Below are 20,421 nucleotides of genomic sequence, written 5' to 3' on the forward strand. Positions count from 1 at the left end.
GTGTTAAAAAAGATTTTACTATTGATAAAAAATCTCTTGATGAACGTTTTGGTTTCACTTCTCAATTTATTAATTTGGAGAGATAAATCTGTTGTTTTAGTGGGAAGTTGGATGGGTGAAAAATTTTCTGATAACTCAAGATATCTCTACCAATTTTTACATTACAACAAAACCGATTTAAACTTAAAAAGAGTTATCTGGGTTACCCGAAATGAAGATCTTTATCAAGAATTACTTCAAATGGGGTATGAAGTATACAAATGCGGTACTCTTGCAAGTTTTTACTGGCATCTCAAATCAGGTGTTCATATCATTTGCAATGCAGTCTACGAGTTAAAAAATGGAAAATTTCAACCAGATATTCAGACTGAATTATCGTTTGGTGCGAAGAGAATTCAATTGTGGCATGGCATTGCTATCAAATCAGTTGGAGCAGCCTCTAATGAAGCTAGAGCAAAAAATCCAAATCCTAAAGACCCTGAACGATCTTTAATACGTCATCTTTTGACAAGAGGTGGATGGGATGACTATTATTTCTTATCAACCAGTGAAAAAAGTCGCGAAGATAATTTTAAAATTTCTCGTTGTTTAAAGGAAAATATGTGGATTTCATCGTATCCTAGAAATAACGCTTGTCTAGAATTTTTAAAAGACGAAAAAACTGTTTTAAAAGAAATTGCTCCATTTAAAAAGAAGGTTATTTATTTACCAACTTTTAGAAGTGATTATACTAACTACACTCATCCATTAGAAAATCAACATCTACTTGATTTTATTGACAAAAATGATATCCTTTGGATAGAAAAACAACATTCTGCATCAGATTTTTCCATCAATGATACAGCTAAATATAAAAATGTCTATTTCCTAGATGAAAAATTTGATGTTAATATTCTCTATGACTATGTCGATGCTGTTGTTTCAGACTATTCATCTGCTGTCTTTGATGCTGTTTACAAAAACGTTCCTGTCATCATGTATACACCTGATTTAGAGAATTTTAAAAATGGTGATGTCGGCATATTCTTTGACTTAAACGAGTATTGTGAACACTTACTAGTTTTCAATGGTGAAGAATTAATTTCTCATCTAAATGATGTAAAAGATGAACGCTACTTTACAAAAGATCGCTTAGAGAATTATAAAACTATCATGACCGTTTTCTTTGAAAACCGTAAAGCAGACTATTTAGATTTTTGGACGACACTTAAATCATTTGCCAATTTATAAAAGGGGATTTACATGAAAAGAGTTATAACTTATGGAACATTTGATCTGCTACATTATGGCCATATTAATTTATTAAAAAGAGCTAAATCTTATGGTGATTATTTAATTGCTGCCATTTCTACTGATGAATTTAATTGGAATGAAAAACAAAAAAAATGTTATTTTTCATATGACCAAAGAAAATCACTTGTTGAGTCAATTAGATATGTTGATTTGGTTATTCCGGAAGAAAATTGGGAACAAAAAATCAGTGATGTACATAAATATCATATTGATACATTTGTTATTGGAGATGACTGGAAAGGAAAATTTGATTTCTTAAAGGATGAAGGCGTAGAAGTCATTTATTTAGAGAGAACACCTGAGATAAGCACAACACAGATTAAAAAAGATTTAAATAAAGATAAATAAATTGAATAAAAACCAAGAATAATATATAATGAGTTTATTCACTTATTTATCCTCTTATTTCAATAGGTAAAAAATAAGAGGATAAACAAGCAATATAGACAGTTTGTAACAAAAACGTTAATCAAATTGCCATGAAATTATTGTACGTCTAAAAATGCAGTACCTTAGATGGTATAGAAGGAGAATGGACATTGATTACAACATTATTAACCGCAGCTGGAACTGGATCAAGAATGAAACAAGATATTCCTAAGCAATTTCTACATGTGAATAACAAACCGATTATTATTCATACGATGGAAGTCTTTCAAAACGATCCTAACATTGATGCCATAGTAGTTGTGACTCTTAAGTCATGGGTAAAAGTATTACATGCTTATGCCAAACAATTCAATATCACAAAACTTAAAAAAATAGTTGTTGGCGGCAAAACAGGTCAAGCTTCAATCCTTAAAGGTATTAATGCCATAAAGAAAATAAGTTCTGAGGATTCTATTGTAATGATTCATGATGGTAATAGACCCTTGGTTACCTCAGAAATTATTGATAATGCTATTGCAACCTATCACCAATATGGCTCAGCAGTGGCAGCTATTCCAACAACAGAAGCAGTATTTATGAGTCAGGACGGTGTTCATGGTGAGTCAGTTATTGATAGAGATCTCCTCTATCGAACACAGACGCCTCATGTTTATAAGTTATCTGATGTTATTAAAATTCATGAAAAAGCTGCTGAAAAAGGAATTACTAAATCTGCAGCAACCTGTGTCTTGATGCACGAACTAGGTGAAAAAGTCTATTTTTCTAAGGGATGTGAAACCAATTTAAAAATTACAACTGTTAATGATTTGCTAATGTTTAAATCTCTTTTATCAACTAAAAATGATAGTTTTATTCATTAAGCATTACCTATTTCTTACTCTTTATTCTTAATCAGCAATTATCATTGTTTTATCACTGATAAAAAGTTATAATGATGATATTAAATCATTTAGGAGTCTATTATGAAAACAAAGAAAATTATTCTTAGTGTTTTATCGTTTTTTGCACTTGTTGTTTTGGTGGCGTGTGGTTCTGGTGGAAATCAAGAAAATACTAAAAGTGATAGTGAAGAAGTTTCCACAAAAACTACTACAATTGAGAAAAAAGATTCTGAAAAAAGTCAAGAAATTGGATATTTCCAGAGTTTAGTACCTGGGATTGATACGCAAATAACGTTTTATTATGAAGCATCTACTGATATGGTTTTAAAACAAGAAACACATACTCAAGCTTCTTATAAAGCTTTGGGTGTCACAACTATTGATGAAGCAAAAGAAGCTTTAGCCCCAATTTTTTCTCAATATGAAGGTATTGATGGAATTACTCATACTGTCGACTATGGTGATGAGTATATTATTGAAAATTTAGTTTTAGATTATGAAAATCTTGACATAAACGATGCTTCTAAGTTGCCTGGTTTTTTATCAGATGGTAACAATAATGCCACTTATGTTAGTTATACAAAAAGTGCTGACTTGCTAAAAGAAAGTGGATTTGAAGAAGTTAAAGATGGTAAGTTTAAAGACTTTCAACCACTAGATTAGAACAAAGTTTTAAAATATTGCTATTGATAAGAGTCTCTTATCAATAGCTTTTTCTTTTTCTTTAAAATGAGATATTGGAATTAAAAAAATCTTGTTTTCTTTTAAATAACAAGATAAAATAAAGATATGTTTTAAAAGAGGGGAAGGAAATGAAAAAGAAAAAATGGCTAGTTGTTCTTTTAGCTACAATAATGTTTTTGTTAACGGCTTGTGGTTCAAAAGAAAAAGAAATTGCATCTATTGGTTATCAAAATTCTATACCAGGTAGAGATATTAGATATATTTTTTATTATGAAAAAGGCACTGATAAAATTGTTAAACAAGAATCGATAACAACTTTTTCTTATCAAGCTTTCGGTGTTGCTTCAAAAGAAGAAGCAAAAGAACTTTTAGATCCTTTATCAAAAGACTATGAAAACTTAAAAGGTGTTACCGAGACAGTTGAATATGAAAAGGACTACTTCCGAGAAAAGATTACTGTTGATTATTTAAAAATCAATTTAAAGCAATTAAAAGATGATGAAAGATTCGAGATTGAAGAAGAAAATGCAGACTATTTTAGCCTAGCAAAATCTACAAAAGGATTTAGAAATGAAAATAGTGGTTTTGTTGAAGTGAGAGATGGTCATTTCAAAGATTTTCAGCCTTAAATTTGTAGGGACTATAACCAACTCTAATCAACCGTAATTGTTTGCTTTATTATCAACAAGTCAGTATAATATAAAATGAAAAGGAGAAAATAATGAGAAAAAAACATATTATTATTACTTTGTTAATGACAAGCCTACTTGCTATTTTAGTGGCTTGTGGTGGAAAAGCAAATGATGTTGAAAGTGTCTCTTATCAAAGCATTCAAGAAGGTGTTGATAATCGGATTACTTATTATTATAAAAAGGATACTGATGAAGTCACTAAACAAGAAGCCTATACACAAATGTCTTATGATTTCCTAGGTGTTAAAGATGCTGAGGCTGCTAAGGCTAAGCTTGAACAGTTTACAAGTATGTACGAAGGTATTGAAGGTGTGACTGAAAAAATTGAGTTTGGTGAAACCTCTTTAACACAAACCGTTACACTAGATTATACTAAGGCAAATTTTGCAGATCTCTCCCAAATTCCTGGTATTGAATCTATTAACCTTGAAAATTCCGATTACATCAGTCTTGATAAATCAATACAACTTATTGAACAACAAGGATTTAAAGAAGTTAAGGATGGTAAGTTTGAAGAATTTAAAGAATAAAAAAGTGGGCAAGCCACTTTTTTTATGTCTAGTTTACAAATAAGGTAATTGATTGCTTTTCATTCTCTTTTTTTATAGAATAAAAGGACATGTTAAGCCATAAATAATATTTTGAGCTTCAACATTAAAAGGAGTGATATAATCAATGTTATTTAGAACCGTTAAAAAATTTCCCGAACAAGTTTTTTTATTCTTATTTAATGCCGGTGTTTTCACTTGGTTAAAAATGGGTAGTCAAACAATTCTTGATCATTTAGGCATTGACTCGCAAGCTATCATGTCAAAAATGCCTGAGTCTATCCGTGCTTTCACAGGAGACAATTTGGAAAACCTTAAAGTGCTGGTTCAGGGTTCGCCTTGGATTTGGCTTTTTATCTCTATGGGAGTACTTATTTTAATCCGTTTTGTCAAAGGCTTGATTAAATTTGTCTTGTTTGTTGCCATTATTTTGATTGGCCTTTATCTGTTAATGAAAAATCAAGACCTTGTTAACCTTTTAGTTTCTAAGTTTTAAAAGCTTTTAATTTTTTGCCCACTTTGTGGGCTTTTTTGTTACAATATTAATATGATTATTTTACAAGGAAACAAGCTAGAACGCTCCTTTGCTGGAGATATTTTATTTCATAATATCAATATTCAAGTCGATGAACGTGATCGCATCGCTCTTGTTGGTCGAAATGGTGCAGGAAAATCAACGCTTCTTAAACTCTTGGTGGGTGAAGAAACACCAAATGATGGTCAACTAAGCATAAAAAAAGATCTTTCTTTATCATATTTGGCACAAGATAGTCAACTTGATTCACAAAACCAAATCTATGAAGAAATGCTTCTCGTCTTTCATGACCTACGCCAAACAGAAAAAACACTTCGCCAAATGGAAGAGCAGATGGGAAATAGCTCAAAAGATGCTTTGGAAAAATTGATGCATGATTATGATCAGTTATCTGAACGCTTCAAACGTGACGGGGGCTTTACCTATGAATCTGACATTCGTTCTATTTTAAATGGTTTCAAATTTGACGAGTCCATGTGGCAAATGCCGATTGCTTCATTGTCTGGTGGGCAAAAGACACGTCTTGCCCTAGCAAAAATGTTGTTAGAAAAGCCTAACCTTTTGATTCTTGATGAACCAACTAACCATTTAGACATTGAAACGATTGCCTGGTTGGAAAATTATCTTGTTAATTATCCTGGTGCCCTAATTATTGTGAGTCACGACAGGTATTTTCTAGACAAGGTGACAACGATAACACTTGATTTAACACCAAATTCTCTTGATAGATATATTGGAAATTACTCTCGTTTTGTGGAGCAAAAAGCTCAAAAATTAGCCACTCAAGAAAAATTATTTGAAAAACAAGCCAAGGAAATTGCTTCTCTTGAAGAGTTTGTTAAACGTAATATCGCAAGAGCATCAACAACCAAACGAGCACAATCAAGACGCAAACAATTGGAAAAAATAGAACGACTTGATAAGCCAACAAGTCAGACGAAATCTGCTAATATGACTTTTCACTCCGATAAACCATCAGGCAATGTTGTTCTATCCGTCTTAGATGCGGCAATAGGTTATCATGATAATATTTTAGCAGAACCAATCAATCTTGACATTAGAAAATATGATGCCATTGCCGTTGTCGGTCCAAATGGTATTGGTAAATCAACACTTATAAAATCCATTATTGGAGACATTCCACTGATTAAAGGAGATGTGAGATTCGGTGCTAATGTTGAAAGTGGTTATTATGATCAGACACAATCTCGCCTAACACCAACCAATACAGTTCTTGATGAGTTATGGAATACTTTTCCAACAACACCCGAAGTTGCCATTAGAAATCGATTGGGTGCCTTTCTTTTTTCAGGCGATGATGTTAAAAAGACTGTTTCTGTCTTATCAGGTGGTGAACGTGCAAGACTTTTACTGGCTAAATTATCCATGGAGAATAATAATTTTCTTTTATTAGATGAGCCTACCAACCACCTTGATATTGACAGCAAAGAGGTGCTTGAAAATGCCCTTATTGATTATGATGGTACCTTGATTTTTGTCAGTCATGACCGCTATTTTATCAATCGCGTTGCTACAAAAATTATTGAAATTTCTGAAACAGGTAGCACTCTCTATCTGGGTGATTATGATTATTATCTTGAAAAGAAAATGGCATTAATAGAACAAGCAAGTCTTGATGAAAAAAGAAATGTAGTTACCACACAAGCTGAAAAATCAGATTATCAGTCGCAAAAAGAAAATCAAAAAGAATTACGCAAACTAAGGCGTCGACTAGCTGAACTTGAGGAGATTTTAGAAGTAACAGATGCATTGATTGCAACGATTGAAAGAGAAATGACAGAAACAAATGATACAGAAACCCTCATCTCTCTTCAGGAAAAACTAGACCAAAAATCAAAAAAACAAGGTGATCTGATGACTGAATGGGAAGAAGTAGCTGAAAAACTTGAAGGTTTTGATGATTGATTATATTAAAAAACTCACAGAATTTCTGTGAGTTTTCTTAGGCTTCAAAATCAGCCTTATTTTTGACATCTTGGAATTCTTCAGATTTTTCATTAGAAAGAATGTCATCATAGTCTTTTAATGAAACAGCTTGACCATACTTATTTTTTAAAGCTGTTGTCACTAAACGATAAGCCAGTTTAGCGTTGCGTGATAAGATGGGACCATGGAAGTAGCTACCATAAACATTTTTATAGTGGACGCCCTCTGTCCCATCTTCTTTATTATTACCGTGTCCATAGACAACTTTTCCAAGTGGTTTTTCTTCTTCGGATAAAAAGGTACGTCCTTGATGATTTTCAAAGCCGTAATAGGTTTCATTAAATTCTTCATTATGAATTTTAATGTCTCCGATAAAGCGATTATTTTTTTGATTTAGCGTGTAGTGATTCATGACACCAATGCCATCAATTTTTTCACCATTAGCTTGAACATAATATTGTCCAAGAAGTTGAAAACCACCACAAATGGCTAGTAAAACTTTATCTTCCTGAATAAATCGATTGATTTCATCAGCTTTAGGTGGTAGATCCTTAGCGACAATCGACTGCTCGTAATCTTGACCTCCACCAAAAAAGATAATGTCATAATTATCAGCATTAAAATCATCTCCTAATGAAACAATATCAAACTGCATTCTTGCATCTAATTTTTCACCAACATATTTTAGCATTAAAATATTGCCATTGTCACCATATGTATTTAGTAAATCACCATAAAGATGAGCAACTTTCAGCTCATAGCGATATTCTTTATCATGAGGGGATTCAATTGTTCGATAAACCATTATGTCATCTCCTTTTGTACGGCTTTTTTATTGGCGAGTAGTTCTCTAAATTCAAGCATTGCTGTATAAGTGGCTAAAATATAGGCATGTTTTGTTTCTTGAGTTTCAAGTTTTATGATTAAATCTTCTAAAGATTCAACGGTAGTAACCTTATTTTCTGGGTATCCTGTCACTCGTAAACGTCTAGCGATTTCAGAATGTCTAATACCACCTGCATAAATTTCTGGGATTGACATTTCTGTTATGCTTTCAAAATTGGCATCCCAAATCCAACTGGTATCAATGCCATCGGCATAGTTAGCATTAAGAAGAACTGAAAGTGTGAAAGGATAAGGTGCTAATTTAATCATTTCAAGCGCTTGGCTAGCGCCTACTGGGTTTTTAATAAGAACGAGTGTACATGAAGTGTCACCAATTTTAAAGGTTTCTTGACGTCCGAATACTGCCTTACTTTTTTCAAATCCTTGTTTGATTTTTTCTGCTGGTACTTCTAAAAATTCAGCAACAGCAACAGCAGCAAGAGCATTGTAAATGTTGTATAGGCCACCAACATTGATTTTATAGCGCTGATTATCAATCACAAATTCAGAATCAGTATTTGTGATATTTGTTAATTCTGTAAGAGCATAGTCAAGTTTGGGGCGACTAAAACCACAGTTTTCACAGATATAATCACCAAGGTTAGCGTAAGTGTTAAGTTTGAATTTTAAAATGTGTTGACATCTCGGACACAAAATACCTTCTGTGTTATAGTGAGCCAACTGTGGATCGTGTTTTTCAGTATCAAATCCGTAATATTTTATCGGGTTAGGAATTTTCTTGGAGTGAAACAGTGGGCTATCCCCATTAGCTATAACTGTTGCCTCGGGTGCTTTTGCTGTCCCATCAAGAATCATTTGATAAGTCGTATAAATTTCACCATAACGATCCATTTGATCACGAAAAATATTGGTGAACACAAACAAACTTGGTGTTAGGTAGTCTGTTATTTTTGGAAGACTGGCTTCATCAATTTCTAAAACAGCAATCTTTTTTCCAGACTTGCCTTTTTTGGCACTCAAAAAAGTAGAAGTGATACCAGTAATCATGTTGGCACCACTAGTGTTTGTGATAACTTCTCCAAAGGCTTCTTTTAAAATCCCAACGGTTAAAGCTGTGGTTACAGTTTTTCCATTGGTACCGGTTACTACAATCACTTCATAATCACTAGCCAGTGTTTTTAGAATATCCTTATCAAAATGAAGAGCTATTTTACCAGGTAATGTGGAGCCTCTTCCTAATCTATTTAAAATAAATTTACTTGTTTTTCCTGCAGTCATTCCTGCTAATGTTTTTAGTTTCATTCCTATATTTTAACATAAAATTTAGATTTCCTATAAAGAAAAAAACCGCAAAAAATGGTATAATAGGAAAGACTTTAAAAAATAGATAAGATTGAGAGAGTGTTGTATGAGTAATTTATTTAATATAGACGCCAATTTTTGGAGGTCACTTTTTGATAATCCAATTACCATTATTATTAATCTTATTGACATCTTAATTGTATCTTGGTTAATTTATCGTTTTATCAAAGCCTTAGCTGGAACAAAGGTTATGTCTTTGGTACAGGGTGCAGTTTTATTTGTTGTCATACGATTTATTTCTGGTTTGCTAGGTTTTAGTACGCTTACCTATTTGATGAATCAAGTGATCACCTACGGTGTTATTGCCGGAGTTATAATTTTTGCACCAGAGATTCGTTCAGGTCTTGAGCGTTTTGGTCGAACACCCCAATCCTTCATTCAAACACAGACATTAACAAATGAAGAAAAATTGATTACTGCCTTAGTTAAAGCTGTTAAATACATGAGTCCTCGTAAAATTGGTGCTCTGATTGCTATCGAAAATACGCAAGGTCTAAGAGAATATATTTCAACAGGAATACCTCTTGATGCTGATGTTTCTAGTCAATTATTAATTAACATCTTTATTCCAAATACCCCTCTTCATGATGGTGCAGTTATTATCAGTGGCAATAAAGTGGCAGCAGCTTCTTGTTACCTTCCCTTAACGGATTCAAAGGATATTTCAAAAGAATTTGGGACAAGACATAGAGCTGCTATTGGTTTATCTGAGCGTTCTGATGCGCTGACGGTTATCATCTCAGAAGAGACAGGAGCAATATCAATTGCCTATAAAGAAAGGCTAGCTCATGATTTATCATTAGACGAATTTGATAAAGAATTACATTCTGTTTTTTCACCGAAAGATAAAAAGAAACGTTTTGGATTTAATTGGAAAAAACTATTAGGAGGTAAGAAATCATGATAAAGCGATTTTTAGTTAAAAAAATTAGCCTTATATTGGCATCAGTTTTCTTTGCACTCTTTTTATTTCTAACAGCAAAATCAAGTAACTATAATAGTACTACTTCACAGATTAACCGTGTTACTGAAACTTACACACATACTTTGGAAAATATTCCTATTGATATCAAATATGATAGTGATGAGTATTTTATTAGTGGTTATTCTTATGAAGTTGAGGTCTATTTAACATCAACCAATCGTGTTAAGTTAGACTCAGAAATCAACCCTTCAACCAGAAGTTTTCAAGTCGTTGCTGATTTAACTAATCTTGGTGTCGGTCAAACAAAGGTGCCATTGGTGATTAAGGATATGCCTTCTGAGGTGACAGGTCAAGTATCACCAGCAACAATGGAAGTTACTATTGGAAAAAAAGAAACGAAAAAATTTGAAGTTGTCCCTACTATAAAGAGTGAGCAACTAGCAGAAGGCTATGAATTAAAAAATATAAAAACAGACATCAAAGAAGTTGAAGTAACTAGTGATGAAGCAACCATTGATCAAATAGATCATGTTATGGCTTCTTTTCCTGACGACTATGAGTTATCAGATGATTTAGAAGAAGATGTTATCCTACAAGCAGTCTCGGAAAATGGTACCATTTTGCCTAGTAAGATAGATCCAGTGAGTGCCAACTTATCAGTTGAGTTAAAACGTCTTAGCAAAACTGTTCCTGTTGTTATTGAATTAACGGGAACAATTGATAGCAGTCTAAAAAATATTCGCTATGAGCTTGAAAGTAGTGAAGCTTTGATTTTTGGCTCACAAGAAGATCTAGATAAGACATCTGAAATTAAAGTACAAGTTGATATCTCAAATGTTAAGAAAAATACCATTCGCACAATTGAATTACTAGATGATAATGTCTCGGTCGTTCCTGAAACAATGAAGTTAACCTTAACTGTTGAGAAGAAATAGTCATTTAAAAGAAAAAAGGAGGATAGTGAGAAATCACTAGATAATTATGGGAAAATATTTTGGAACAGACGGTGTTCGTGGTGAGGCAAATGTTGAGTTAACACCTGAATTAGCTTTTAAATTAGGACGATTTGGTGGTTATGTTTTAAGCCAACACGAACAAGAAACTCCTAAAGTCTTAGTCGCTAGAGATACTCGTATTTCTGGTGAAATGCTTGAAGCAGCTTTAGTAGCCGGCCTTTTATCTGTTGGCATTGAAGTCTATAAATTAGGTGTTTTAGCAACACCTGCTGTTTCACATCTTGTGAGAACTGAAGGCGCAAGCGCTGGTGTCATGATTTCAGCAAGCCATAATCCTGCTTTAGATAATGGCATTAAGTTTTTTGGTAGTGACGGTTTTAAATTGGATGATGACAGAGAATTAGAAATCGAGGATTTACTTGATAAAGAAGAAGATACTCTTCCACGTCCAAGTGCAAAAGGTCTTGGTAAATTAGTTGATTTCCCAGAAGGCTTAAGAAAATATGAAAAATTCTTAGTCTCAACAGGGGTTGACTTAAAAGAAATGAAAGTTGCGCTAGATGCGGCAAATGGCTCAGCAAGTACTTCAGCTCGTCAAATCTTCTTAGATTTAAATGCTGATATTAAAATTATTGGAGAGCAGCCAGATGGTTTAAACATTAATGATGGTGTTGGATCGACTCATCCTGAAGCTCTTCAAAAACTTGTTTTAGAGAGTCAATCAGCAATAGGTTTAGCTTTTGATGGTGATAGTGATCGGCTGATTGCTGTTGATGAAAAAGGTGAGATTGTTGATGGTGACAAAATCATGTATATCATTGGAAAATACCTTTATGAAAAAGGTGAATTAGCCAAAAATACCATTGTTACAACTGTTATGTCTAACCTTGGATTTCATAAAGCCCTTGACCGTGAAGATATCAATAAAGTGGTAACAGCTGTTGGCGATCGTTATGTTGTCGAAGAAATGAGAAAATCAGGTTATAATCTTGGTGGTGAACAATCAGGTCATGTCATTATCATGGATTATAACACTACTGGAGATGGTCAATTGACAGCAATCCAATTAACTAAAATTATGAAAGAAACTGGAAAATCACTGTCACAATTGGCTGGTGAAGTAACCATTTATCCTCAAAAATTGGTTAATATCCGTGTTGATAATAAAATGAAAAACAAAGCAATGGAAGTTCCTGCTATTTCAGAAATTATTAGAAAAATGGAAGAAGAAATGGCTGGTAATGGTCGCATCTTAGTTCGTCCAAGTGGTACTGAACCTCTTTTACGTGTGATGGCTGAAGCGCCAACTCATGAAGAAGTTGATTACTATGTTGATACCATTGCAGATGTTGTTAAAACTGAAATTGGAATCTAAAGGATAAGGCAGGTACAAAAGTACCTAGCCTTTATCCATTTTTAGATTATTGTCTGGTAAGTAAGCTAGCTTTGTTACTTAACAATGATTTTCTTATGAGACTAATACTAGTGAAAAATAGCAACTCAAAGTGATTAGAATTTAATGATGGTCTTTTTCACTTATCATAATATAAAAAGGAGTTTGAACATCTTTTAATAGAAAAAGAGCCTTAATTTCTCTTTTCTGACTTAAAAATGTTAAAATAGTTCTATGCTAAATAAACCAACATCAGCTTATGTTCACATCCCTTTTTGTACACAAATTTGTTATTATTGTGACTTTTCGAAAGTTTTCATAAAGAATCAGCCTGTAGATGATTATCTAAAGGCTCTTATTCACGAAATTAAGTCTCATGATATTAAACAATTAAAAACATTATATATTGGTGGAGGGACACCAACAGCTATTGATGCCAACCAGCTAGATTATCTGCTACAACATTTAGAACAACATCTTGATCTTTCAGAACTATCTGAGTTTACCATCGAAGCCAATCCAGGAGACCTCACAAAAGATAAGATTGCTGTTCTCAAAAACTCAGCTGTCAATCGTGTGTCTCTTGGTGTTCAAACTTTTAATAATAAACACCTTGTCCAAATTGGAAGAGGGCACAACGAACAACAAATTTATGAAAGTATCGATAGCTTAAAAGGGGCGGGATTTGATAATATCTCGATTGATTTAATCTATGCGCTTCCTAATCAAACAATGGCAGATGTTAAAGAAAATGTTGCAAAAGCCCTTGCTCTTGATATTCCACATCTTAGCTTATATAGCTTAATTCTTGAACATCATACTGTGTTTATGAATAAAATGCGTCGAGGAAAACTTCCTTTACCAACCGAAGACTTGGAAGCAGAAATGTTTGAATATATTATCGCTGAAATGGAAAATAATGGTTTTGAGCATTATGAAATTTCTAATTTTTCAAAACCAGGTTTTCAAAGCCAGCACAATTTAATGTATTGGGATAACGAAGAATACTTTGGTTTTGGAGCAGGTGCTTCAGGCTATATTGATGGTATTCGCTATAAAAACCATGGGCCCATTAGACATTATTTAAATGCTGTTGAAAAAGGTTCTACGAGAGTTATGGAAGAAGTTCTCAGCCAAAAAGAAAAAATCGAAGAAGAGCTCTTTTTAGGCTTACGTAAAAAGACTGGGATTTCAATCGCACGCTTTGAAAAGAAGTTTAACCTCTCATTTGAAAAACAATATGGTGATGTTGTTTCAAAACTCTGTCAAGATGGCTTATTACAGGTTACTGGTGATAGGGTTAGAATGACCAAAAAAGGTTTGTTTTTAGGAGATAGTGTCGCAGAGAAATTTATTTTGGAGTAGGATTATGGGAAAAAAATATAAAGTGTCACTTCGTGTACCATTTTATGATGTTGATATTAATTATAATATGAAATTGTCACATCTTCTTGCTAGATGTCTTTATATTTCTGGTTTACAATCAAAAGAACTTGGTGTTTCTGATCAAAGAATATTTAAAGAGTACCGCTTGGTTTGGGTGATTACTGACTATGATATCAGTATTAATCGTCTACCAAGTTACAATGAACAAATCACTATTGAAACTGAAGCGATTAGCTATAATCATTATTATTGCTATCGTCAATTCAAGATATTTGATGCTTCGTCACAACTTCTTTTAACCATAATGGCAAGTTTTGTTTTGATTGATTATGATACCAGAAAACTGCGTTCTGTGATGGATGAAATAGTGGCACCTTACGAATCTTCTAAAACGAAAAAACGTCTTAAAGGTCCCAAATATCTTTCTCTTGAAGAAGCTAGAGAAACCAATTTACCGATTACTTTCTTTGATTATGATTTAAATGGCCACATCACTAATAGTCAATACCTTAATTGGTTTTACGATGGCTTATCTTTTGATTTTCTAAAAGAATATAGTCCAAAACAAATTAATCTGAGATATTTAAAAGAGATAACCGGTGAAGGACAGATTATATCAAAAGTAAAACTAATAGATAATACCAGTTATCACGAAATAGAATATAATGGCACTGTACATGCACAAGCTATTATAGAATGGAGAAAAAATGACCTATAAAGCTTATATTATCGACTTAGACGGCACTATTTATAAGGGGAAAGAGCGAATACCTGAAGGAGAAGCCTTTGTTCATCGCTTACAAGAAAGACAAATCCCATATCTTTTTTTGACTAATAATACAACTAGAACACCCGAGATGATAAAAACGATGTTGTCGAAAGATTTTAACGTCGAGACATCTTTAGATACCATTTATACAGCTTCTCTAGCAACACTTGATTATATGAATGATCTAGGTAAAGAGAAGACAGCATTTGTTCTTGGTGAAGAAGGATTAAAGTCAGCTATTTTTAATAATGGTTATATTGAAGACACTAAAAATCCTGCCTATGTTGTTGTTGGTTTAGACAGGACATTAGATTATGACAAACTATCTATTGCTACCTTGGCTATTTTAAATGGTGCCACTTTTATTGGTACCAATCCTGATTTTAATATTCCAACAGAAAAAGGTTTGCAGCCAGGTGCAGGCGCACTTCTAGCTTTTCTTGAAGCAGCAACGCGCATCAAACCTGTTATTATAGGAAAACCAGAAGCTATTATTATGGATAAAGCTTTGGCGATTTTAGGAGTTGAAAAAAAAGAAGCTATTGTTGTGGGAGACAATTACAAAACCGATATTAAAGCAGGTATTGATAATGGTATTGCTAGTCTTTTAGTCACTACTGGTTTTACAAAACCAGAAGAAGTCAGTGAGCTACCTATTAAACCCGATTTTGTTTTGAATAGTTTAGCGGAGTGGCAATTTGATGAAAAATAATGTTTTAAGTGGTCTTTCAATTATCTGGTTGTTGTCACTAAGTATTCTTATAACAATCTACTTGACGTGGCTAGCTTATCCTCTAGCCATTCATTATTTTGATTTAACAGATATTGTGCCTTTTTCTGCTACGAGAATTTCAAGCAATTTTAAGGAATTGATGATTTTTTTAACCAATCCTTTAAAAACACAATTACTAATGCCAGATTTTCCAACATCACAGAGTGGTCTTAAGCACTTTTACGATGTTAAATTTTTATTTCATCTTGTACAAGCAGTAGGAGTTATCTTAGCTCTTCCAAGCTTACTATTTTTAAAGGAAAAAATAAGTCATCATCTTTTTTGGCACTATAAAAGACACTATTTTCTTGCCATTATTTTACCAGTTTTAATAGCTACCTTTGCTTTTTTTATTGGTTTTGATTATTTTTTCACTCTATTTCACAATATCTTATTTCCTGGGGATTCGTCTTGGTTATTTAATCCAGCAACTGATCCTGTGATTTTAATTTTGCCACAAGATTTTTTCTTAACTTGTTTTATAGTCTTTTTTATCATATATGAAATCTTTATGATAAGTTTTTACTTGTTGGCAAAACATTCTTATCATAAAAATGATTTGAGACAATAAGATAAGAATTTTAGAAATAAATGACCCAATACCATGAAAGGACAAATCATGATTTATTTTGATAATGCAGCAACAACAATGCCTTATCCTGACGTTTTAAAAACCTATCAAGAGGTTGCCCAAAAAATTATTGGTAACCCATCTAGTCTTCATCAGCTAGGATCACAAGCTTCAAGGATTCTAGAAGCGGCAAGAAAACAAATTGCCGATTTAATTGGTAAAGAACCAGATGAAATCTTTTTTACTTCTGGAGGAACAGAAAGCGATAACTGGGTGATAAAAGGTGTCGCTCTTGAAAAAATGAGTTTTGGTAAGCACATTATTATTTCAAGCATAGAGCATCCTGCTGTCACTGAATCAGCAAAATCTTTAGAAAAACTTGGTTTTGAGATTGATTATGCACCTGTCGATAAAAATGGATTTGTTATTGTTGAAAAATTAGCTGAATTGTTAAGAAAAGATACCATTTTAGTGTCTATTATGGCAATTAATAATGAAATTGGTGCTATTCAACCCATTCAAGAAATCGCATCTTTGTTAACTGACTGGCCAAAAATTTCGTTTCATGTGGATGCTGTTCAAGCTATCGGTAAATTAGATACAGCTTTATTTCTACCAGATCGTGTCGATTATGCTAGTTTTTCTGGACATAAATTTCATGCTATGAGAGGTGTCGGTTTTATTTATAAAAAAGACGGGAAAATGATTTCTCCTCTTTTATCAGGTGGTGGACAAGAAAAACAACTTCGTAGCACAACTGAAAATGTTCCTGCTATTGTTGCAATGGCAAAAGCCCTGCGCCTAGTAATGGATCAAAAAGACATTGTAAATCAAAATATAAAACACATGAAAGAAGTTCTTTATCAGGCTTTAAAAGATACGAAAGATGTTGTTTTATTTTCAGGGAATTCTTCAAGATTTTCTCCTCATATCCTTACTTTTGGTATTAAAGGTATTCGAGGTGAGGTTCTAGTGCATGCTTTTGAAGAGCATGATATCTATCTTTCAACAACGAGTGCTTGTTCTTCACGTGCTGGGAAAATTGCCGGTACCTTAATCAGTATGGGAATTGAAACGAACTTAGCACAAACAGCTGTGAGAATTAGTCTTAGTGATAGCAATAATATGGCAGAAATTGAACAATTTTTAACAGTGTTTCATCATATTTATGAAAAAATGGAAAAAGTAAGAGGTTAAAATGGATTATTCAGAAATTATGATTCGCTATGGTGAATTATCAACAAAAGGTAAAAACCGTATGCAATTCATTAACAAATTAAAAAAGAACATACAAGACGTTTTGTCAGTCTACCCTGATGTTAAGGTGGTTGCTGATCGTGATCGTGGTCACGTTTTTTTAAATGGCACAGACTACCATGCTGTCTCTGAGTCGTTGAAAGAAATCTTCGGTATTCAAGCCTTTTCACCTTCTTATAAGATTAAAAAAGAAATGCCTGCCATTAAACAAGCTGTTCAGGATGTGATGATTAAGATTTACAAAGAAGGAATGACATTTAAAATCACAACTAAACGTAGTGATCACACTTTTGAACTGGACAGTCGTGAGTTAAATCAAGTATTAGGAAGTGCTGTTTTTGAGGTTATCCCTGATATCAAGGTTCAAATGAAAAGACCAGATATTGATTTGAAGGTTGAGATTAGAGATGAAGCAGCCTACTTGTCTTATGAAAATATCAAGGGTGCAGGTGGTTTACCTGTTGGAACATCTGGTAAGGGAATGCTAATGTTATCTGGTGGGATTGACTCACCCGTTGCAGGTTATCTTGCCCTTAAAAGAGGTGTTTCTATTGAAGTCGTTCATTTTGCCAGTCCACCTTACACAAGTCCTGGTGCTTTAAGAAAAGCCCATGAATTAACTAGGAAATTAGTTAAGTTTGGAGGCAATATTCAATTTATTGAAGTTCCTTTAACTGAAATTCAAGAAGAAATTAAAAATAAAACGCCTGAGGCTTATCTGATGACGATAACACGTCGTTTCATGATGCGTATCACAGATGCTATCAGAGAAAAACGACGTGGTTTAGTAATTATCAATGGTGAAAGTTTAGGACAAGTTGCTAGCCAAACTCTTGAAAGCATGCAGGCGATTAACGCTGTGACATCAACACCAATTATTCGACCTGTTGTCACCATGGACAAACTTGAAATCATTGAACTTGCTGAAAAAATTGATACTTTTGATGTTTCTATCCAACCTTTTGAGGATTGTTGTACTATTTTTGCTCCAGATCGTCCAAAGACAAATCCTAAAGTACATAAGGTAGATATTTATGAAAAACGTTTAGATGTTGAAGGTTTAGTTGCGCGTGCGGTTGAAAATATGTCCATTATTGAAATTACACCACAAGCTAAGGAGGATGATTTAACACAAATGATTGATCATTTTCTTTAAAATTGAAAGAGACTAAAACGACCATGTTTTGTCTCTTTTTTATGAGTTTAATGATTAAATAACGTTAACTTTTAATCGTTTGCTGTGATTCTACTTAACGATAAATAATCAATATAATTTTTTTCTATCTCGTTTTATTTTTACTTATCAAGCTATTTAAAATAGAGTATAATAGTGGTAAGGAGAAAATGGTATGCTAAAAATTAAACGAGAAACTTTATTATTACTATTGTCACTAATATCTTTATTAGTTATTTCGTTTTTAGGTGTTCTGCTCAATCAATCGCAGTTAAGGTCAAGACCAAAAAAAGAAGGAGTAACTAACACGGCTGATCAAACTGTAAAGACGGCTCGTGTAGTGGCTAATGGTGATATTTTATTACACGATATTTTATACACTAGTGCTAGAAAATCTGATGATAGTTATGATTTTACACCTTATTTTGAATATGCTAAAAGTTGGATTAGTGACGCTGATTTAGCGATTGGTGACTATGAAGGAACGATAAGTCCAGACTTTCCACTAGCCGGTTATCCTTTATTTAATGCCCCTAGTGATATTGCCAGTAACTTAAAAACAGTCGGTTACGATGTGGTTGATTTGGCTCATAACCATATTCTTGATTCTCAACTAGCTGGTGCACTTAACACAGTTGATGTCTTTCAAGAACAAGGTATTGACTCAGTTGGTGTTTATAAAACTAATCGCGAGACAGAAGATATTCTCATCAAGGAAGTTAATGGGATAAAGATTGCAATTTTAGCTTATGCCTATGGTTATAATGGCATGGAAGCCAACTTGACTCAAGAGGAATACGAAAAACACTTGTCCGATTTAAATGAAGAAAAAATGCAAGCTGAAATTGAAGAAGCTGAAGAAAAAGCTGACGTCACTATTGTCATGCCCCAAATGGGCGTTGAATATCAAAGAGAACCAACTCAAGAACAAATTGACCTTTATCATAAAATGATTGATTGGGGAGCAGATGTTGTTTTTGGAGGTCATCCTCATGTGACAGAACCTTCAGAAATTGTTGAAAAAAATGGTCAAAATAAATTAATTATCTATTCGATGGGTAATTTTATTTCTAATCAACGTCTTGAGACTGTTGATGATATCTGGACAGAACGTGGCGTTTTAATGGATGTTACCTTTGAAAAGAAAGGTGATAAAACAACGATTAAAACAGCTAAAGCTCATCCTACACAAGTATGGTCTTGGGGAAAAGGTGAGTATGGTATAGAAGGTTATGAATATCGTGAATATCGTGTTTTGATTTTGGAAGATTTCATCGCAGGTGGCAAATATAGAGATACAATAGATGATGCGATGAAAGAAAAAGTTGATTTAGCTTATAAAGAAATGAATGAATTGGTGGATTTAAAATGGCCGAGCAATTAATCCAAAAGAAAGTGACTCTATTTTCAAAAGTCTCTAAAGATGTTAAAGAATTATACTTATCAGCCTTTCCAGAAGTTGAAAGATTTCCCTATCTCCCTTTATTATTAAATGCTTACCGACGTGATATTGAGTTTATTGCTTATTATGATGATGATAAATTTGTCGGCCTATCTTATATTATATTTTCCAAACACTTTGTTTTTCTTTTATTTTTAGCAGTTAATCCCTTGTATCGCAATCAATCCTATGGCAGTCGTTTATTAAATACCATCAGATTATCATCAAATGGTCGTCCAGTTGTTTTAGCCATTGAAGAAATGGATGAAGAAGCAGATAATTACCAAGAACGTTTGAATCGTCTTGCTTTTTATGAGAAAAATGGTTATCATTTGATGCCACATTTTTACTATGAAATGGGTGAAAAGTATCAACTATTGTCAACTAGTAGTGAGATTGATATGGGAGAATTCAAAAAAATGCTTCGAAAAATATCTTATGGTATTATTCCTATCGATATTGATTAAAAAAACCCCAATTGTCAAGTTAAGTGCAACAAATTATTCCTCTGACTAAGTCATTAGTTCTTAAACTGTTTGAGCTAGCTCAAACAGTTTTTTAGCAGACTGATAGTTGTGTATCCTTCTAAGTTTATCATT

At 33.2% G+C, this 20,421-nt stretch carries 21 protein-coding genes; 19 read left to right on the top strand and 2 right to left on the bottom strand.

Annotated elements, in window-relative coordinates:
• Positions 1–39: 39 nt before the first annotated feature.
• The 8 genes from N7659_RS03630 (at position 40) to N7659_RS03665 (ending at position 6,949) form a co-directional block, all read left to right on the top strand.
• The gene (locus tag N7659_RS03630) at positions 40–1,230 is read left to right on the top strand and encodes a CDP-glycerol glycerophosphotransferase family protein (protein WP_263275891.1); all 1,191 of its coding nucleotides are present in this window, start codon (positions 40–42) and stop codon (positions 1,228–1,230) included.
• A 12-nt stretch (positions 1,231–1,242) separates the two neighbouring features.
• Complete coding sequence (gene tagD, locus N7659_RS03635) at positions 1,243–1,641, top strand: glycerol-3-phosphate cytidylyltransferase (RefSeq protein WP_263275862.1); 399 nt, start codon at positions 1,243–1,245, stop codon at positions 1,639–1,641.
• A 191-nt stretch (positions 1,642–1,832) separates the two neighbouring features.
• Positions 1,833–2,543: a 2-C-methyl-D-erythritol 4-phosphate cytidylyltransferase gene (locus tag N7659_RS03640; RefSeq protein ID WP_263275863.1), complete on the top strand. Its 711-nt coding sequence runs from the start codon at positions 1,833–1,835 to the stop codon at positions 2,541–2,543.
• Between the two features lie 102 nt (positions 2,544–2,645).
• Entirely contained in the window at positions 2,646–3,227 is a 582-nt protein-coding gene (locus N7659_RS03645) for a YehR family protein (RefSeq protein WP_263275864.1), read from the top strand.
• Between the two features lie 149 nt (positions 3,228–3,376).
• Positions 3,377–3,877 carry a DUF1307 domain-containing protein gene (locus tag N7659_RS03650; protein ID WP_263275865.1) on the top strand — a complete coding sequence of 167 codons (501 nt, stop codon included), beginning with the start codon at positions 3,377–3,379 and terminating at the stop codon, positions 3,875–3,877.
• 92 nt (positions 3,878–3,969) lie between these two features.
• The gene (locus N7659_RS03655) at positions 3,970–4,470 is read left to right on the top strand and encodes a DUF1307 domain-containing protein (RefSeq protein WP_263275866.1); all 501 of its coding nucleotides are present in this window, start codon (positions 3,970–3,972) and stop codon (positions 4,468–4,470) included.
• Positions 4,471–4,615: 145 nt separating this feature from the next.
• The gene (locus tag N7659_RS03660) at positions 4,616–4,984 is read left to right on the top strand and encodes a hypothetical protein (RefSeq protein ID WP_263275867.1); all 369 of its coding nucleotides are present in this window, start codon (positions 4,616–4,618) and stop codon (positions 4,982–4,984) included.
• 51 nt (positions 4,985–5,035) lie between these two features.
• Positions 5,036–6,949, top strand: a complete 1,914-nt coding sequence (locus tag N7659_RS03665) for an ABC-F family ATP-binding cassette domain-containing protein (protein WP_263275868.1) — start codon at positions 5,036–5,038, stop codon at positions 6,947–6,949.
• Between the two features lie 37 nt (positions 6,950–6,986).
• Here the strand turns inward: N7659_RS03665 and gatD are convergent, their stop codons facing one another.
• Both gatD and murT read right to left on the bottom strand, forming a co-directional pair.
• Complete coding sequence (gatD, locus tag N7659_RS03670; protein WP_263275869.1) at positions 6,987–7,775, bottom strand: lipid II isoglutaminyl synthase subunit GatD; 789 nt, start codon at positions 7,773–7,775, stop codon at positions 6,987–6,989.
• Positions 7,775–9,118, bottom strand: coding sequence for a lipid II isoglutaminyl synthase subunit MurT (gene murT / locus N7659_RS03675; protein WP_263275870.1), 1,344 nt, complete (start codon positions 9,116–9,118; stop codon positions 7,775–7,777). The genes gatD and murT overlap by 1 nt, the downstream gene beginning before the upstream one ends.
• A gap of 106 nt (positions 9,119–9,224) precedes the next feature.
• On the opposite strand from murT, the gene cdaA reads away from it, so the two are divergent.
• The 11 genes from cdaA (at position 9,225) to N7659_RS03730 (ending at position 20,289) form a co-directional block, all read left to right on the top strand.
• Positions 9,225–10,082, top strand: coding sequence for a diadenylate cyclase CdaA (gene cdaA / locus N7659_RS03680; RefSeq protein WP_263275871.1), 858 nt, complete (start codon positions 9,225–9,227; stop codon positions 10,080–10,082).
• Complete coding sequence (locus N7659_RS03685) at positions 10,079–11,038, top strand: YbbR-like domain-containing protein (protein ID WP_263275872.1); 960 nt, start codon at positions 10,079–10,081, stop codon at positions 11,036–11,038. The genes cdaA and N7659_RS03685 overlap by 4 nt, the downstream gene beginning before the upstream one ends.
• Before the next feature lie 46 nt (positions 11,039–11,084).
• The gene (gene glmM, locus N7659_RS03690) at positions 11,085–12,434 is read left to right on the top strand and encodes a phosphoglucosamine mutase (protein WP_263275873.1); all 1,350 of its coding nucleotides are present in this window, start codon (positions 11,085–11,087) and stop codon (positions 12,432–12,434) included.
• A 252-nt stretch (positions 12,435–12,686) separates the two neighbouring features.
• The gene (gene hemW, locus N7659_RS03695) at positions 12,687–13,817 is read left to right on the top strand and encodes a radical SAM family heme chaperone HemW (protein WP_263275874.1); all 1,131 of its coding nucleotides are present in this window, start codon (positions 12,687–12,689) and stop codon (positions 13,815–13,817) included.
• A 4-nt stretch (positions 13,818–13,821) separates the two neighbouring features.
• On the top strand, positions 13,822–14,556 hold the full coding sequence (locus tag N7659_RS03700) for an acyl-ACP thioesterase domain-containing protein (protein WP_263275875.1): 735 nt from the start codon (positions 13,822–13,824) through the stop codon (positions 14,554–14,556).
• Positions 14,546–15,319 carry a TIGR01457 family HAD-type hydrolase gene (locus N7659_RS03705; protein ID WP_263275876.1) on the top strand — a complete coding sequence of 258 codons (774 nt, stop codon included), beginning with the start codon at positions 14,546–14,548 and terminating at the stop codon, positions 15,317–15,319. The genes N7659_RS03700 and N7659_RS03705 overlap by 11 nt, the downstream gene beginning before the upstream one ends.
• The gene (locus N7659_RS03710) at positions 15,309–15,950 is read left to right on the top strand and encodes a TIGR01906 family membrane protein (RefSeq protein ID WP_263275877.1); all 642 of its coding nucleotides are present in this window, start codon (positions 15,309–15,311) and stop codon (positions 15,948–15,950) included. Before N7659_RS03705 ends, N7659_RS03710 begins: the two co-directional genes overlap by 11 nt.
• A gap of 48 nt (positions 15,951–15,998) precedes the next feature.
• The gene (locus N7659_RS03715) at positions 15,999–17,147 is read left to right on the top strand and encodes a cysteine desulfurase family protein (RefSeq protein ID WP_263275878.1); all 1,149 of its coding nucleotides are present in this window, start codon (positions 15,999–16,001) and stop codon (positions 17,145–17,147) included.
• Between the two features lies 1 nt (position 17,148).
• Positions 17,149–18,363, top strand: coding sequence for a tRNA uracil 4-sulfurtransferase ThiI (gene thiI, locus N7659_RS03720; RefSeq protein WP_263275879.1), 1,215 nt, complete (start codon positions 17,149–17,151; stop codon positions 18,361–18,363).
• A 193-nt stretch (positions 18,364–18,556) separates the two neighbouring features.
• Entirely contained in the window at positions 18,557–19,765 is a 1,209-nt protein-coding gene (locus N7659_RS03725) for a CapA family protein (protein WP_263275880.1), read from the top strand.
• Positions 19,750–20,289, top strand: coding sequence for a GNAT family N-acetyltransferase (locus N7659_RS03730; RefSeq protein ID WP_263275881.1), 540 nt, complete (start codon positions 19,750–19,752; stop codon positions 20,287–20,289). The genes N7659_RS03725 and N7659_RS03730 overlap by 16 nt, the downstream gene beginning before the upstream one ends.
• Positions 20,290–20,421 lie beyond the last annotated feature (132 nt).

It is taken from the genome of Streptococcus sp. CSL10205-OR2 (assembly GCF_025660655.1).
Taxonomy (GTDB): Bacteria; Bacillota; Bacilli; order Lactobacillales; family Streptococcaceae; genus Streptococcus.

Excerpts from the sequence above, each read along its gene's own strand:
- N7659_RS03650 (WP_263275865.1), top strand. The coding sequence starts at position 3,377 with ATGAAAAAGAAAAAATGGCTAGTTGTTCTTTTAGCTACAATAATGTTT.
- cdaA (WP_263275871.1), top strand. The coding sequence starts at position 9,225 with ATGAGTAATTTATTTAATATAGACGCCAATTTTTGGAGGTCACTTTTT.
- N7659_RS03730 (WP_263275881.1), top strand. The coding sequence starts at position 19,750 with ATGGCCGAGCAATTAATCCAAAAGAAAGTGACTCTATTTTCAAAAGTC.
- N7659_RS03665 (WP_263275868.1), top strand. The coding sequence starts at position 5,036 with ATGATTATTTTACAAGGAAACAAGCTAGAACGCTCCTTTGCTGGAGAT.
- N7659_RS03655 (WP_263275866.1), top strand. The coding sequence starts at position 3,970 with ATGAGAAAAAAACATATTATTATTACTTTGTTAATGACAAGCCTACTT.
- glmM (WP_263275873.1), top strand. The coding sequence starts at position 11,085 with ATGGGAAAATATTTTGGAACAGACGGTGTTCGTGGTGAGGCAAATGTT.
- tagD (WP_263275862.1), top strand. The coding sequence starts at position 1,243 with ATGAAAAGAGTTATAACTTATGGAACATTTGATCTGCTACATTATGGC.
- N7659_RS03630 (WP_263275891.1), top strand. The coding sequence starts at position 40 with ATGAACGTTTTGGTTTCACTTCTCAATTTATTAATTTGGAGAGATAAA.
- murT (WP_263275870.1), bottom strand. The coding sequence starts at position 9,118 with ATGAAACTAAAAACATTAGCAGGAATGACTGCAGGAAAAACAAGTAAA.
- N7659_RS03700 (WP_263275875.1), top strand. The coding sequence starts at position 13,822 with ATGGGAAAAAAATATAAAGTGTCACTTCGTGTACCATTTTATGATGTT.
- thiI (WP_263275879.1), top strand. The coding sequence starts at position 17,149 with ATGGATTATTCAGAAATTATGATTCGCTATGGTGAATTATCAACAAAA.
- N7659_RS03715 (WP_263275878.1), top strand. The coding sequence starts at position 15,999 with ATGATTTATTTTGATAATGCAGCAACAACAATGCCTTATCCTGACGTT.
- N7659_RS03710 (WP_263275877.1), top strand. The coding sequence starts at position 15,309 with ATGAAAAATAATGTTTTAAGTGGTCTTTCAATTATCTGGTTGTTGTCA.
- N7659_RS03645 (WP_263275864.1), top strand. The coding sequence starts at position 2,646 with ATGAAAACAAAGAAAATTATTCTTAGTGTTTTATCGTTTTTTGCACTT.
- N7659_RS03725 (WP_263275880.1), top strand. The coding sequence starts at position 18,557 with ATGCTAAAAATTAAACGAGAAACTTTATTATTACTATTGTCACTAATA.
- hemW (WP_263275874.1), top strand. The coding sequence starts at position 12,687 with ATGCTAAATAAACCAACATCAGCTTATGTTCACATCCCTTTTTGTACA.
- gatD (WP_263275869.1), bottom strand. The coding sequence starts at position 7,775 with ATGGTTTATCGAACAATTGAATCCCCTCATGATAAAGAATATCGCTAT.
- N7659_RS03705 (WP_263275876.1), top strand. The coding sequence starts at position 14,546 with ATGACCTATAAAGCTTATATTATCGACTTAGACGGCACTATTTATAAG.
- N7659_RS03685 (WP_263275872.1), top strand. The coding sequence starts at position 10,079 with ATGATAAAGCGATTTTTAGTTAAAAAAATTAGCCTTATATTGGCATCA.
- N7659_RS03660 (WP_263275867.1), top strand. The coding sequence starts at position 4,616 with ATGTTATTTAGAACCGTTAAAAAATTTCCCGAACAAGTTTTTTTATTC.